This window comes from Sphingobium sp. JAI105 (assembly GCF_015752145.1).
GTDB lineage: Bacteria > Pseudomonadota > Alphaproteobacteria > Sphingomonadales > Sphingomonadaceae > Sphingobium > Sphingobium xenophagum.
Genome location: NZ_JADOUC010000001.1, coordinates 1,570,161 through 1,583,847, shown reverse-complemented (window position 1 = coordinate 1,583,847; position 13,687 = coordinate 1,570,161). Strand labels below are relative to the sequence as shown.

At 61.0% G+C, this 13,687-nt stretch carries 16 protein-coding genes and 1 pseudogene; 13 read left to right on the top strand and 4 right to left on the bottom strand.

What is annotated here, in order from left to right:
* Positions 1-127 precede the first annotated feature (127 nt).
* Positions 128-1,363 carry a tyrosine-type recombinase/integrase gene (locus tag IWY39_RS07560; protein WP_107124453.1) on the top strand — a complete coding sequence of 412 codons (1,236 nt, stop codon included), beginning with the start codon at positions 128-130 and terminating at the stop codon, positions 1,361-1,363.
* A gap of 59 nt (positions 1,364-1,422) precedes the next feature.
* Here IWY39_RS07560 and IWY39_RS07555 read toward each other — a convergent pair whose 3' ends face one another.
* Positions 1,423-1,626, bottom strand: a complete 204-nt coding sequence (locus IWY39_RS07555) for a helix-turn-helix transcriptional regulator (protein WP_107124454.1) — start codon at positions 1,624-1,626, stop codon at positions 1,423-1,425.
* 183 nt (positions 1,627-1,809) lie between these two features.
* Between IWY39_RS07555 and IWY39_RS07550 the strand changes: the two genes are divergently transcribed.
* The 8 genes and pseudogenes from IWY39_RS07550 to IWY39_RS07515 form a co-directional block, all read left to right on the top strand.
* Positions 1,810-2,043 (top strand): hypothetical protein, encoded by a 234-nt coding sequence (locus IWY39_RS07550; protein ID WP_107126510.1) that lies wholly within the window; start codon positions 1,810-1,812, stop codon positions 2,041-2,043.
* Complete coding sequence (locus tag IWY39_RS07545) at positions 2,040-2,474, top strand: type II toxin-antitoxin system RelE/ParE family toxin (RefSeq protein ID WP_409994389.1); 435 nt, start codon at positions 2,040-2,042, stop codon at positions 2,472-2,474. Before IWY39_RS07550 ends, IWY39_RS07545 begins: the two co-directional genes overlap by 4 nt.
* Positions 2,464-2,784, top strand: a complete 321-nt coding sequence (locus IWY39_RS07540; protein ID WP_107126508.1) for a helix-turn-helix domain-containing protein — start codon at positions 2,464-2,466, stop codon at positions 2,782-2,784. The genes IWY39_RS07545 and IWY39_RS07540 overlap by 11 nt, the downstream gene beginning before the upstream one ends.
* Before the next feature lie 238 nt (positions 2,785-3,022).
* The gene (locus IWY39_RS07535; protein WP_107126507.1) at positions 3,023-3,358 is read left to right on the top strand and encodes a hypothetical protein; all 336 of its coding nucleotides are present in this window, start codon (positions 3,023-3,025) and stop codon (positions 3,356-3,358) included.
* A gap of 200 nt (positions 3,359-3,558) precedes the next feature.
* Complete coding sequence (locus IWY39_RS07530; RefSeq protein WP_145169976.1) at positions 3,559-3,882, top strand: hypothetical protein; 324 nt, start codon at positions 3,559-3,561, stop codon at positions 3,880-3,882.
* A gap of 404 nt (positions 3,883-4,286) precedes the next feature.
* Positions 4,287-4,472, top strand: coding sequence for a transposase (locus IWY39_RS07525; RefSeq protein WP_229380825.1), 186 nt, complete (start codon positions 4,287-4,289; stop codon positions 4,470-4,472).
* Between the two features lie 34 nt (positions 4,473-4,506).
* Positions 4,507-5,645, top strand: a protein-coding gene (locus IWY39_RS07520) for an IS3 family transposase (protein ID WP_409994391.1) whose coding sequence is annotated in 2 segments (ribosomal slippage) — positions 4,507-4,773 and positions 4,776-5,645 — 1,137 coding nt in all. Because the reading frame shifts where the segments join, the coding sequence is not laid out codon by codon here.
* A gap of 140 nt (positions 5,646-5,785) precedes the next feature.
* Positions 5,786-5,977, top strand: a pseudogene (locus tag IWY39_RS07515) (IS110 family transposase); the annotation flags it as partial.
* A 230-nt stretch (positions 5,978-6,207) separates the two neighbouring features.
* On the opposite strand, the gene IWY39_RS07510 reads toward IWY39_RS07515, so the two are convergent.
* Positions 6,208-7,275, bottom strand: a complete 1,068-nt coding sequence (locus IWY39_RS07510; protein WP_107124277.1) for a hypothetical protein — start codon at positions 7,273-7,275, stop codon at positions 6,208-6,210.
* 139 nt (positions 7,276-7,414) lie between these two features.
* On the opposite strand from IWY39_RS07510, the gene IWY39_RS07505 reads away from it, so the two are divergent.
* Positions 7,415-8,914, top strand: coding sequence for a HEPN domain-containing protein (locus IWY39_RS07505; protein WP_107124276.1), 1,500 nt, complete (start codon positions 7,415-7,417; stop codon positions 8,912-8,914).
* Here the strand turns inward: IWY39_RS07505 and IWY39_RS07500 are convergent.
* Positions 8,911-9,141 (bottom strand): conjugal transfer protein TraD, encoded by a 231-nt coding sequence (locus IWY39_RS07500; RefSeq protein WP_107124275.1) that lies wholly within the window; start codon positions 9,139-9,141, stop codon positions 8,911-8,913. The two genes, IWY39_RS07505 and IWY39_RS07500, sit on opposite strands and share 4 nt — an antisense overlap.
* A 22-nt stretch (positions 9,142-9,163) precedes the next feature.
* Positions 9,164-9,469, bottom strand: coding sequence for a conjugal transfer protein TraD (locus tag IWY39_RS07495; protein WP_107124274.1), 306 nt, complete (start codon positions 9,467-9,469; stop codon positions 9,164-9,166).
* Between the two features lie 173 nt (positions 9,470-9,642).
* Between IWY39_RS07495 and traA the strand changes: the two genes are divergently transcribed.
* The 3 genes from traA (at position 9,643) to IWY39_RS07480 (ending at position 13,672) form a co-directional block, all read left to right on the top strand.
* Positions 9,643-12,636 (top strand): Ti-type conjugative transfer relaxase TraA, encoded by a 2,994-nt coding sequence (traA, locus tag IWY39_RS07490; RefSeq protein WP_107124273.1) that lies wholly within the window; start codon positions 9,643-9,645, stop codon positions 12,634-12,636.
* An 18-nt stretch (positions 12,637-12,654) separates the two neighbouring features.
* Positions 12,655-13,404 carry a DUF6118 family protein gene (locus IWY39_RS07485; protein WP_107124272.1) on the top strand — a complete coding sequence of 250 codons (750 nt, stop codon included), beginning with the start codon at positions 12,655-12,657 and terminating at the stop codon, positions 13,402-13,404.
* A gap of 130 nt (positions 13,405-13,534) precedes the next feature.
* Positions 13,535-13,672, top strand: coding sequence for a hypothetical protein (locus tag IWY39_RS07480; RefSeq protein WP_181316679.1), 138 nt, complete (start codon positions 13,535-13,537; stop codon positions 13,670-13,672).
* Positions 13,673-13,687: the final 15 nt, after the last annotated feature.

Here is a 13,687-nt window from a genome sequence, read left to right as displayed (position 1 = left end):
ACGGCGGATTTCTGCGGTTTTTCATGGCATAGGTATCCCATACGGAGCGGTCTTGGACCACCGGATACCAGCAACTTGATGGTATGTCTGATGGTAGCGCGACCCTCCTCGAAAAGGAGATACCATCATGGCGCTCACCGCCGCTGCGATCAAAAACGCCAAGGGCAAAGCCAAGCCCTATAAACTCACCGATAGCGATGGCCTTTTCCTCTATGTGGCACCCAATGGTGGGCGCTACTGGCGGATGAACTATCGCCACCTTGGCAAACAAAAGACGTTGGCCTTCGGGATTTATCCCGACATCGGCCTTGCCGACGCCCGCGAGCAGCGCGACGCCGCCCGCAAGGTGCTGGCGAAGGGGAACGATCCCGCCGAAAAGATCAGATTAGATCGGATTGCCGCGACCGTGGCCGCATCCAACAGCTTCAAGGCGGTTGCCGACGAATGGCTGGTGAAAGTCGAGCGTGAAGGCCGCTCCTCCGTCACGATGAAGAAGCTGCGCTGGCTGCTGGCATTTATCAATGCGTCGCTGGGCAAGCGGCCTGTCGCCGCCATCACCGCGCAGGAAGTGTTGACCATGCTGCGTAAAATGGAGGGCAAAGGCCGCTACGAGACGGCCAAGCGCCTGCGCAGTACATGCAGCCAGATATTCCGCTACGCCATCGCCACGGCGCGCGCAGAGCGTGACGTGGCAGCGGACCTGCGCGGGGCGCTGATTGCTCCTAAGCCCGTCCATAGGGCTGCCATCACCAGCGCGGATAATGTGGGCGGCTTGATGAGGGCCATTGAGGCGTTCGAGGGCTTTGCAAACACCAAGGCGGCGCTGCAACTGCTGCCCCATGTGTTTGTCCGTCCCGGCGAGCTCCGCCACGCCGAATGGGCCGACTTCGATTTCGACAAGGCGCTGTGGACCATCCCCGCGCACAAGACCAAAATGCGCCGCGCCCATACCATCCCCCTCTCCCGGCAGGCATTGGCGATCCTTGGCACCATCGAACATGATGCCGACTATAGCCGCTACCTGTTCCCGTCGCTCCGCTCGGTGGACCGGCCCATGTCGGAGAACACCATCAACGCCGCCTTGCGGCGCATGGGCTTCGCACAGGATGAAATGACCGGCCATGGCTTCCGGGCAATGGCGGCGACCCTGCTCAATGAAATGGGACTATGGCATCCCGACGCGATCGAGCGGCAGCTTGCCCATTGCGACAACAACGCGGTGCGTCGCGCTTACACGCGGGGCGAATATTGGGACGAACGGGTCCGCATGATGCAGCACTGGTCCGACCATCTCGACTTGCTGCGCGACGGGCAGAAGGTCGTTACCGGCAAGTTCGGTAAGGCGAAGAGCCAAGCTGCCTGATCGGAAGCCGCCGATGTTGCCGTGCCCATGCCTGCAAAAGGTGGAGCACGGCAACAGGATCAAACGCCCAACTCCTCCCGGTAGCTTACCGGATCGGCAATCCAGCGGTTGATGGCGGACTCCCGCCAGCCAGCGCCGTGGACGCTGATCTTCACCTGGCGTGGGAAAGTGCCTTCGCCCATCTTGCGATAAAGCGTCGTGCGGGAAAGCCCTGTGCGGGCGAGGACGGTTTTCAGGCGAATGATACGATCACTGTTGTTCATGGGGCAGTCTCTTTAAATCAGGATGTTGCACGCGCCCCCGGCCACGAGCATTGGATGCCTTGCCGTCCCGGACAAGAGTGTTCCGGGCGCGCAGGCAGCTACGCTTTCATGGGTCGGTGAACGCTGGCGGCAATTGGCGGTCAGCGGCGGAAGACGGCGGAATTTGGCGTAGGCTTCTCTCTGATGACAATCAGCGAAGATTTTTTCCCAGCCTGTACCAAAAACTTCATGCCAAGCCTTCGCATCCGCCCCGTTTCGGCGGAAATCCGCAAGGCGTCAGGCCGAGTCGAACATTTGACGCTCCTTTCCAAGGATCGCCGTCGCGGAGTGATGAAGCAGGATCATGCTCACCTGCAGTCTATGCTCTGTCAAGAAGGCCCTGCCGCGTCGTTCCTCCCCATCCAAGTTGAAATATAACGCTAAGTGTTATATGCAGCTACAGAAGCAGGAAAACCGCCATCGCGCGCATCTTCAAAAATGGCTGGTTCGAGCGCTTCGCGCGAAAGGAGCGGATTACCGATGCCTCGCTTCGTGAAGCCGTGGAGCGCGCCGAAAGCGGTCTGGTGGATGCCGATCTTGGCGGTGGCGTCATCAAGCAGCGCGTCGCGCGCACCGGGCAAGGCAAGTCGGGCGGCTATCGCACGCTGATCCTGTTCCGGCAGGGTGACAGGGCGATATTTGCTTTTGGGTTCGCCAAGAGTGCGCAGGCGAACATATCAAAGGCGGACCTGGCCCTGCTTCGCGACGCGGCAAGCGAGGCGCTGGAATGGAGCGCCAGGGAACTGGACCGACTGGTGGCGTCGGGAACACTGGTGGAGATAGACGATGGGAACCGTGATGAAGGATAAGGGCTATCGCAGCGAGATTGCGGGCGCGATCCATGAAATGATGAGCAACGCCCATGACGCGGGCGTGGTGTCGCGCGCGACGCTGCGTACATTCGATGAAACGTGCCTTGCCCCCGCCCCTACGCTGGCAGGCGATGAAATCCGGGCGATCCGCGAACGCGAGCATGTCTCGCAGCCTGTGTTCGCCGCCTATCTCAACGTCTCGCGCAATCTGGTGTCGGATTGGGAACGCGGCGTTAAGCGTCCCGGTGGCCCAGCCCTGCGCCTTCTGTCGATCATCCAGCGAAAGGGATTACAGGCGGTCGCGTAGTTGTCCCCGTTCGAAATACCTATTTGTCGCAAACTGGCCGATTTCGGAATGTCGCCTTACCGGCGGGTAGGAAGGGATAGCCGCCAGTCCTCTTTAGGGTAGACGACACGATCGTGGGCGGAAACATCTGCCTGTCGCCCATCGACCATTTGCCGACGCTAAGCAACTTCGCAATTCGGCTCAAAACCGGACGCTCGAAAGCATTGCTGTTCATCACAGCCCTCCGCATAATAAGCTCATGAAAAACATCCAGATCATTGACGGTGCGCTCAATGCGACCTTCAGCCTGTTTCAAGCCACTGACGATGAATTTGGTGCGATTTTTGTCGGGAATAGTGACATGGCAATCATTGAGGACGTGTTTGCGCGTCTTGGGGACGCCGAAGCGGGCCGCGTTATTTCGCCTCTGTGGGATCGCCCCATTCTGAAGAGCGAAGCGCAGGGGATACATGGAACGCTATTCTACGACTATGATGACCGGCGAGAAATCTTCCCGCCATCAATGCGTGAGGTTGATTGGGATGAGCTTTCTATCAATCAGGGGCAAAGAGAACTGTTTCGCGCAAAGCGGTAAGGCTGCTTCCACCTGAAACTGCGAGCGAAGCCGCCAGTCCGCTAACCACCCGTCTGCGCCGCTCTCGCGTTCGATTTCATGCGGATATAGACCGGACCGGCGGCACCAGCGCGACTCGCCACGTCTTTGACCAGGCCAAATCGCCGGGATGGGTGGATGGCGGTCATTGCATCGACCGCCCAATTCAGTAGTTTGTGGCCGTGGAATTCGACGAACTACGCAGCCGCTTGGCGGCGATTTTGGCCGTTGAGGAACGACAGCCTCCCGATTGGCCTGAAGTGGAACGGCTAGCGAGCCAGTTACAACGGGAACTGCCAATCGACGCCACGCCAGAGGCGGTGCATCGCTACCTTGATGACGCCGACATTCGATCCCGCGACGACGCATACGGGGTGAGGCAGCGACGAGATGTGCGCCGATATGTTGATCTTGGAGAATACGACGACGGCACCCCCATTCCATGGTGGGGGTGCGCTCTGGTCCTTCTTGCTGGCGCAGGCGTAATTAAGTGGCTGCTGCTCTAATTCCGTGAATGTCCGCAAATTCGTCGACGACCGACCGGCAGCTTTTTGTCACCAGATGGGCAGCGGAAACCTGAACGAATGACTGCTTCCTGGAGTCGGAAGCGAGGTGCCGGACGGCGAAAAGTGGCGCAAAACGGCCGGACGGCTTTGTGCCTCAATTTCGATCGTTTAGCCGACATCAGTAACGTCCCGAAAGCGGTCGCTCGTGTAACCGCTCATACGGCTAGCCGTCAGATATTCGAAGATATATGCGGTATGGCAGTATCGTTCCGGTGAGGGCCGCCTTGCGGTGATTGGCTGATATTTCGAGATGGCACCGGTGCAAGCGCCGGTGTTTGCACCGATACTAAGGACGGTGCGATGAGTCAGATCACGGTAATTTCGGGGCCGGAGCGGCGGCGGGTATGGAGCGACCAGCAAAAGCGCGAACTGGTCGCGGCGGTTTCGGCGCCGGTGCGAACGTGGCGGAGATTGCCCGCCGTGCCGATCTGCGGCCGAACCAGATCTACAGATGGCTGCGGCAGATGGGGCAGGCAGTTAGAGGTGGCCTGGCAAAACTGCACATCGGGATAAGTGGATTTTCTGCCTGACGGCGGCCAGGATGGCCGCGTGACAGGAGTAGAGATGAGCAAACGACCACGCCGGAATCACAGCCCGGCATTCAAAGCGAAGGTGGCATTGGCCGCCGTGAAGGGCGAGAAGACGCTGGCGGAGTTGGCGCAGCAGTTTGACGTGCATCCGAACCAGATCACGCAATGGCGCGGGCAGCTTCTGGAAGGGGCTGCCGGTGTATTTGGCAGCGAGACGCGGAGCGAGGCTGCGGCGCCGGCGATCGACGTAAAGACGCTGCACGCCAAGATCGGTGAACTGACGCTGGTGAACGATTTTTTGTCAGGGGCGCTCGGGAAGGCGGGACTGTTGCCGAGCGCAAAACGATGATCGACCGTTCGCACGCACTGCCGTTGGCGCGGCAAGCCCGGGAGCTGGGGATCAGCCGGGGCAGCATTTATTATCTGCCCAGACCGGTGCCGCCTGCCGATCTCGCCATCATGCGGCGGATCGACGAGTTGCACCTGGAATTTCCGTTCGCGGGTAGTCGGATGCTGCGTGATCTTCTGCGGCAGGAAGGCATCGAGATCGGCCGCCAGCATGTCGCCACGCTGATGAAGAAGATGGCGATCGAGGCAATCTACCGTCGCCCGAACACATCGAAGCCGACCCCCGGGCACAAGATCTACCCTTATTTGTTGCGCAAACTGCCGATCGTGCGGCCCAATCAGGTCTGGGCAACGGACATCAGCTACATCCCGATGGCGAGGGGGTTCGTCTATCTCGTGGCCATCGTCGACTGGTTCAGCCGCAAGGTCCTGGCTTGGCGGGTGTCGATCACGATGGAGGCCGACTTCTGCGTCGAAGCGCTGGAGGAAGCGCTGACGCGCTTCGGGAAACCGGAGATATTCAACACCGATCAGGGCAGCCAGTTCACCAGTCACGCCTTCACCAGCGTGCTGCTGCGCGAGGAAATCGCCATCAGCATGGATGGCCGGGGCGCCTGGCGCGACAATGTGATGGTCGAGCGCCTGTGGCGCTCGGTGAAATATGAGGAGGTTTACCTCCGCGCCTACGGCGGGGTCAGCGAAGCCCGCGCGTCGATCGGTCGTTATCTGAGCTTCTATAATGGAAGGAGGCCACATTCGAGCCTCGCCGCCAGGACGCCGGATCAGGCGTATTTTGACAACCTGCCGGTAATGATGGCAGCATGAATTTGGCAACCAATACGGGGCGTCACTCCGGTCGGGCTATGCCCTCCCTGCATGACGCCCCATATTGGCAAGGCAAGGAACCCGGCAGACGATCCACTTAACCGTTGCCGATCCCTGTTCAGACAAACCCGGCCACCTCTACCGCGCTCGTCCGATACGCCAAGCAGAAACCCAGCACGGTCGATCCGCGCTTCGTCGCATTGCTCGCCAGAAAGCCCGCGCGTGTCGCCTCGGTCGCCATCGCCAACAAGATGGCGCGGATCGCATGGGCGGTCATGGCGCGCGGCGGCGTCTTCGAACGCGGGCATGCGCCGATGCTGGCGGCAGCATAGATCAAGAGTTTAGCTGAGGAGATCAGCTTCACGAGGTTGTGAGAGCGAAGGATGTGATGGCAAAACCGGTCGGACCGGGAACAAGGACAACCCAAGGAATGTCATAGGCGTAATAGCCTGCAAACCCGATCGGACCTTGTTCGCGGACCCCATCAGGGCCAGCAGTCTGCATCGACTGCATCAACAGGCCGGACAGACGACTGCACCCGACGGAACGTCAGATCATCACTTTATGCTTGCAACGCGGGAGCCATCCACAGATGGCATTCTGGACGACCAAGAACGTCATAGCCATATTGCACTACCTGATATGTGGAAGGTGCTACTGGTGGCACTGAGGCCGTCAACACGTCCTTCGTCTTGCGCGCTGTCGCAGCGTCATAAGTAGAGGTCAACTGCCGATAGCTGGCGAAATTGGCCCAGTCAGGATCGGACTGACTGTTAACCGTGCCGATTTCCATAACCGTGAGTTGGCTATTGCCATTATAGGTAAAACGTTGGGCGCGATGCTTTAATGATCCGGCTCCATCTGGATCGGGGCCGACGACACCGATGACGCGGCGTAAGGCGTCATAGCGCGTGCGCGTCGTGTCTGCCGCCCCCGCGAGTGGGCCGTCAACTGTCAGTTGGTTGCCGATATTATCATAGGTATAGCTCGTGGTCGCGGTAAGTGATCCGTCCCCCGATCCTTCCGAAATTGTGGTACGCAAGACATTGCTCGTACCATAGCTAAACACTGATTTTGTTTCGTCTGAGCTATTGAGACAGCTTGCGGTTGTTTGGCAGCTTGAAACGTTGGTCAAGCGGGTAAGAGGGGTTGCGAAATTAACGATTGTCCCGCTGCCATTCTTAAATTGTGCATAGTAGCTGGAGGTGTAAGTGTAACGCGTCTCAGGACATACAACGCCCGCCGATGGACAATATATGGAGCCGCTTGGTGGAGGAAGGGTGATTTTCGTGATGCCACCGTGGGCACCGTCATAGGCATATTGCGTTATCTGACCATTGGGATCCTTTTTGGTCAGCGGCTTGTTGCATCGCGCCGCACCTACGCCAGACGGGCAATGCCAGTCCTGCCCGGATTGCGCGGCGGGATAGGTTGCTTCCGTAACGATTTTATTGGCGGTGCTCGGAAAGGCGCAGGTTTGCCCCGCCGGTGCTGTCTTGGAGACAAGCATGGTGCAGGTAATGTTTCCGCGCGGATCATAGATATATTCGGCGTAGTTGCCCTCCGGCGCGATGATCTTTTTTAGCAGGCGGGTATCGGTATAATACTCAAACTTCGTCTCTTTCCCCAACTCGTCCTTATCTGAAATTATCTGCGCATAGGCGCTATCGATCGTGACAATGCGGTTGCCTGGGACGCTATCGCTGATCGTGACAATCTTAGTGTAAATATCGCCGGACGATGTGTAATATGTGACAACGCCATTCTTAGTGACTGATGTTACGGCCGCGCCGATCCGCGACGAGCTTCTTCACGTCGTCACGATCCTGTTCGAGGCATTCGAGGAAACGACCAAAGGCCGATGTTCCGAACATTTCAGGGCGGGCCGCATCCTCACCCTGATCCTGTACGGCCCCCATACCGAAAAAGAATGGGAGGACATCGCGCCGGGGGAAGCGTTCCGCCTGCTGGCCATCGTCAACTATCCCCGCCTTGCCCGCAGCGAACGCGATTGGCGGCTGGTGCGTGATCGACTCCGCCGCGCATGGGAACATGGCGAAATTACCCGCCCGGTGCGGCTGGCGGTGGAAAGCCTTGAGCGGATCAACGGTGCTCTTGTCGAAGGCGTCCCGCATTTCGTCACCATCGCCGAGCAGGGAATCGCGCTTTACCAGATGGAGGGCTTGCGGCTGAAAGAGCCGCGCCGCCTTCCAGTGCGGGAACGGGCGATCCGGGGCGTGGCGGAGTTCATTCGGTGGCATGAGCGCGGAACTGGATTTTTGGCGGGCGCGGCTTTCTATCGGAACCGGGGCGACATGCCGATGGCAGCGTTGATGCTGCATCAGGCGTGCGAGCATTTCTATCTGTGCGTATTGCGGTCGATCAGCCTCCACGCCCCGCGCACCCATGCGCTCGATGAACTGCGCGAGGCGGCGGAAGCGCTGGACCCGCACCTATGTTCGGCATGGCCGCGAGACAGCCGCTTCGAGCGTCGCGCATTCGGCTGTATCCGCCGCGCCTATGTCGAAGCCCGCTATGGGCAATCTTACCGCATTTCGGACGAGGAACTGGCATGGGCTTTCGCGCGGGTGAAGATATTGCAGGTACGGGCAGCGTTCGCCTGCGCGGATCATCAGGCTTCGCTTGCCGAAAGCTGGCCTGCGCCGATGCTTCCGCCGCCCGCAGAGCCGACGACAGCGATAGCCCTTTCCCAGCCTGCTCGCCGCGCCAATATGCTGCAACGGACATGGCGGATCGTGCGACGTATCGCCCCGCCACAGGGCCGATGGAATCCGCTCGTTCCCGTTCGCCGGTTCTGGCGCTCCGACAGGTTCATGGACTGGGTTGACCATCTGCCCTTGGCCATTGTCTGCCTGTGCTTCTTCATGGCGGGTGCCGAGGCAACGCTATGGCGGGTAAAGTCCGCGCAAACCGTCCGTTCCAAACCCGCCGACATGTCCGCCGTGCTGGACTTCGACGTGCGCGCGGACACGGTGCTGGGCGCGGTCATGGACGTTGCGCGGAGGGCGGGCTACCGGGTCAAGGCGAATGACGACATTTGGACTGTGCGATGGACCGGGGCCTATCGCGCCCAGGCGACAACCTTCGACGCGCTGGCGGACATTCTCTATGGCTCCGGCCTGTGCCCTGCGATCCGAGAAGACTTCATCACCGTGCGCTACTGCGACAAGAGCAGTCCACCCATGGCAGCAATGGTCGAGTATCAGGCACAACCGGACAGCAATGTGCGCTTATCGGTTTCGCGCTAACCGACGTCCTGTTCCGCCTCAAACGCCCGCTTGCCCTTGCGCTTCCAAACGGCAAGTGCGTTGGTGCGTTCCTCGCCGCGCAGCCGGTCAGCAACGGTGAGGAATGAGCCGTAGAGCGTGGCCCGATCATCATCGGTCAGATCGACCAGCCGCGCTTTGACGACGAGGCCGCCCAGTTCGATCAGATGCCGCGTTCTCTCCCTTCGCTTGACCTGCCAATCCCGCATGTCGGTTCGCGCCTTTCGTGCCTCAAGCCGATGCCGCGCCGCCGTCGAGCGGGAGAGTGCCGCTTTGCTGGCCAGAAGGTCCGCCCGCAGGTTTGCCGCCCTTGCCGAGAAAGAAGGCCGAGCCCGCCTTGCGCCATCCCTCCTTTGTCGGCGCGTCTTTCACCGTGACGGCATGAAGCAGCGCCCCGGCCAGTATATCGGTGTCAAGCGCATCGGCCCCGGTCGCCGACACCAGTTCGCCAAGCTGGCGTACGCGCCGTTCCTTGAGCACCTTTGCCTTGTCGGCCAAGGCTTTGAGTTCCGAATCAAAGTTACGGGGCTTACGCATCGCAAAGTCTCCATTGAGTGACGATGGCGCTATGATAAGATGAACCCGCCCTCCGCGCAGTAGAGTCGCCGGGACAGCCTGACACCGCCTAGTCCCGTCCGAGAAATTTTCGAGAAGGGCGCGCTTATACGTCGTTCCGACGTGCGCTTGAGCGTAGTAGATGGACGATCGTCATGGCGATCTTCCATTTCTCCGTTCAGGTCATCAGTCGCGCGACGGGCCGCTCCGCCGTCTCCGCCGCCGCCTATCGCGCGGGCGAGCGGCTGCACGACGAGCGCCTTGACCGGCCCCATGATTTCCGCGCCCGCTCCGGCGTCGAGCATAGCGAAATCATGTTGCCCGAAGGCGCGCCCGAACAATGGCGCGACCGCGAGCGCCTCTGGAACGATGTCGAGGCATTCGAGAAGCGCAAGGACGCCCAGCTTGCCCGTGAGGTCGAGTTCGCCATTCCGCGCGAAATGACCAAGGCGCAGGGCATAGAACTGGCGCGCGATTTCGTGTCCACCGAGTTCGTGGATCGCGGCATGATCGCCGACCTCAATGTGCATTGGGACGTTGGTGCCGACGGTCAGCCCAAGCCACACGCCCATGTCATGCTCACGATGCGGGAGGTTGTGCAGCGTGAGGACGGCACCGCTGGCTTCGGGTCGAAGGTGCGCGAGTGGAACGATCATGAGAATGTCGAGCGCTGGCGCGAACGCTGGGAGAGTGACGTCAACACGCGCCTTGCCGAACTCGATATAGACGCCCGCATCGATCACCGCAGCCTTGCCGATCAGGGCATCGACCTCGAACCGCAAAGCAAGATCGGCGGCCCCGCGCATAGGATGGATGCCCAAGGGCTGGAAGCCGACCGCGCCGAGATACACCGCGAGATTGCGCGGGCGAATGGCGAACGCATCATCGCCGATCCCGGTATCGCCCTTAACGCCATCACCCACCAACAGGCGACATTCACTAACCGCGATATGGCCATGTTCATCCACCGGCATAGCGACGGACAGGAGCAGTTTAATTCCGCCATGCGCGCAGTGCGCGGATCGCCGGACCTGATCGCCCTGGGCAAGGACGGGCGCGGCGATGATCGGTTCACCTCTCGCGAGATGATCGAAACCGAGCAGCGGATGAGCCATGCGGCGGACAGGCTTGCGATGGACCAGAGCAATGGTCTCTCGGCGGCGACGACCTACGCCAGCCGCGCCGCCGAGAGTGGTGGCCTTGCCTTGGGAGCAGAGCAAGAAACCGCGCTGCGCCATATAACGGGCGAGCGCGGATTGTCACTGGTGTTGGGTTATGCCGGGACCGGCAAAAGCGCCATGCTGGGCGTGGCGCGCGACGTGTGGGAAAGCGCAGGCCTCAACGTGCGCGGCGCTGCGCTTGCGGGCATCGCCGCAGAGGGGCTGGAGAATGGCTCCGGCATCGCGTCGCGCACCATCGCCAGTATGGAACATGGCTGGGCGCAGGGCCGCGACTTGCTCAATGCCCGCGACGTGCTGGTGATCGACGAAGCGGGCATGGTCGGCACGCGCCAGATGGAGCGCGTCCTGTCCCATGCCGCCGAGGTTGGCGCGAAGGTCGTTCTTGTCGGCGATCCACAGCAATTGCAGTCGATCGAGGCGGGCGCGGCGTTCCGCGCGATCCATGAGCGCCATGGTGGCGTCGAGATCACGCAGGTTCGCCGCCAGCATGAAGGATGGCAGCAGCACGCTACCCGGCATCTTGCCACCGGCAGAACCGGCGAGGCCATTGCCGCCTATGCCGACAAGGCCATGGTGCATCAGGCCGAGACACGCGGGGATGCACGGCGCGATCTTGTCGAGCGCTGGGATCGCGAACGGCAGGCTGATCCCGACGTCAGCCGTATCATCCTGACCCACACCAATGTGGAGGTGCGCGACCTCAACGAGGCTGCGCGCGTGGCGATGCGCGATGCGGGTGAATTAGGCGACGAGCGACAGGTGAAGACCGAGCGCGGCGACCGGCTATTCGCATCTGGCGACCGCATCATGTTTCTGCGCAACGAACGCAGTCTGGAGGTGAAGAACGGCACGCTGGGAACCATCGAGAAGATAAGCGAGGGCCATATGTCCGTCCGCACCGATGACGGGCGTGCCGTTTCGTTCGACACAAAGGATTATCGTGACCTCGACCACGGCTATGCCGCCACCATCCACAAGGCGCAGGGCATGACTGTGGACAAGGCGCATGTGCTGGCGACGCCGGGGATGGATCGGCACGGGGCTTATGTCGCTATGTCCCGCCACCGCGACGGCATGGCCCTTCATTATGGCCGCGACGATTTTCGCGATCAGTCCCGGCTTGTTCGGACGCTCTCGCGCGAGCGCGGCAAGGACATGGCGACTGATTACAGACAAGCCGATCCAGCAAGGGAGTATGCCGAGCGACGCGGCATTAGCTTTGGCGAGCGGGTCGCGGAAATCGTCAGGCCCATTGTCGAGAAAGCGCGCGGTATCTTCGACAGCTTCCGGCCCAATATCTCGCCGCAGCAGGAACGTGACATATTTGCGGGCTTTCAGCCCAAGGCCGAGCCGCCCTCACAGGAGCAGGCCGTTCGGCACCAGCCCGACCACGACACGCAGCCGCTTCGGGCAGGCGGCGTGCGCGGTGCGGTGGAGCGCTACGCCAGGGCATGGCAAGTGATCCAGCAGACCCGCGCGCAGGGATTGGACGCCATGCCCCACCAGCGCGAGGCGTTCGACAGGGCGCGGGATGCTCTGGACGCTATCCGGCCCGAAGGTTCGTCCGACTTGAACAGCGCGTTCCGCAGTAGTCCGGAGCTTGTCCGCGAGGCCGCCGACGGGCGCGGCCAGGCCGCCGTGCGCGCGATGCAGTTGGAAACCGAAATCCGCATGGACCCCTACAGCCGAGCCGACCGGTTCGTGGAAGGGTGGCAGCAATTGCAGCGTCATCATGCCGAGCTTTTGCGCGACGGCAATTTCCGGGGCGCGAAAAGTGCGGCGCAGCAGATGGCGGGCATGGCGAAGAGCCTCGAACGCGACGCCCAGCTTGAATCGGTGTTGGGCCTGCGCAGTCGCGAACTGGGGCTTGAGATCGGCCAGCAGGCGGGCCGCAGCCTGTCTCATGATCTCGCATCCTCCATTCCCTTCGATCACGGACGCGACATCGGTCGCGGCATGAGCCGCTAACCCCAAGGAGACCACGATATGGACGACGAGCAGAGCCTTTTGAATGAACCGGAGCCGGAACCCCGGCCCAATGCCGCCGCCGAGGCGTTCACGCACCTCTCGGAGCGCGTCGCCGCTATGGAAGAACGGTTAGACGGGCGCATGGCGGTAATGGCCCGCGCGCTTGAGCATATCGCCATAGAGAAGCAGAGCCTCGAATTCCCCGACTACGGCCCGACGCTTGCCAAGATGAACGGCTATCTCGCGACGCTGGCAGGATATACGCAGAAGATCATGGACGCGCCCGCCATGCAGTTGACGCCGGAGAGCATGGCGGAGCGGATTGACGTGGCGGCGGATGCCGCACGAGCGACGGATAAGGCAACCATCAAGAAGTCGCTGGAATTGCATCATCAAGCCCAGGCAGACCAGATGCGCGCGATCGGCACCATTCGGACCAAAGAGGGGCAGCGCTGGCACACGCTCTATTGCGGCGGCGGCGCGGCACTGGCCATTTCGCTTCTGTGGCTGATGTATCCCGGCTGGGCGGCCAGCATCGGTCCGCAAAGCTGGCTCTGGCCGGAACGAGTGGCCCGTCGCACGCTAGGCGAGCCTACGCTATGGGATGCCGGTATCCGCCTCATGCGCGCGGGCAATCCAGAAGGCTGGCGGGCAATTGTTGACGCGGTACGCCTGACCCGCGAGAACCGCGGTGCCTTTGCCGCATGTCAGAAGGCAGCCGCTAAGACCAAAGGACAGGTAAGTTGCACGATCACGGTGAGGATGTGAAGCGCCCTGTGGGACACGACGACCAGTGATGATGGCATCATGAAACTGGCAGCGGATACTTAGCCTTACTCGGATCGGCTACGCGATCCCGGCATGATGGCCAGTATCGTCGATCCGAGGAAATCGACAGATGATCCACTTAATTGTTGCTGCAACCTATTCAGATCAACCCGGCCACCTCTTACAAACTGTGCCAACTTTCACCGCGCAACCATTAACCACACCATCGCTTTTAAGTGCTACTGGAGGCGCGGGTAAAGAATTTTGATTTTAACAAAACGCC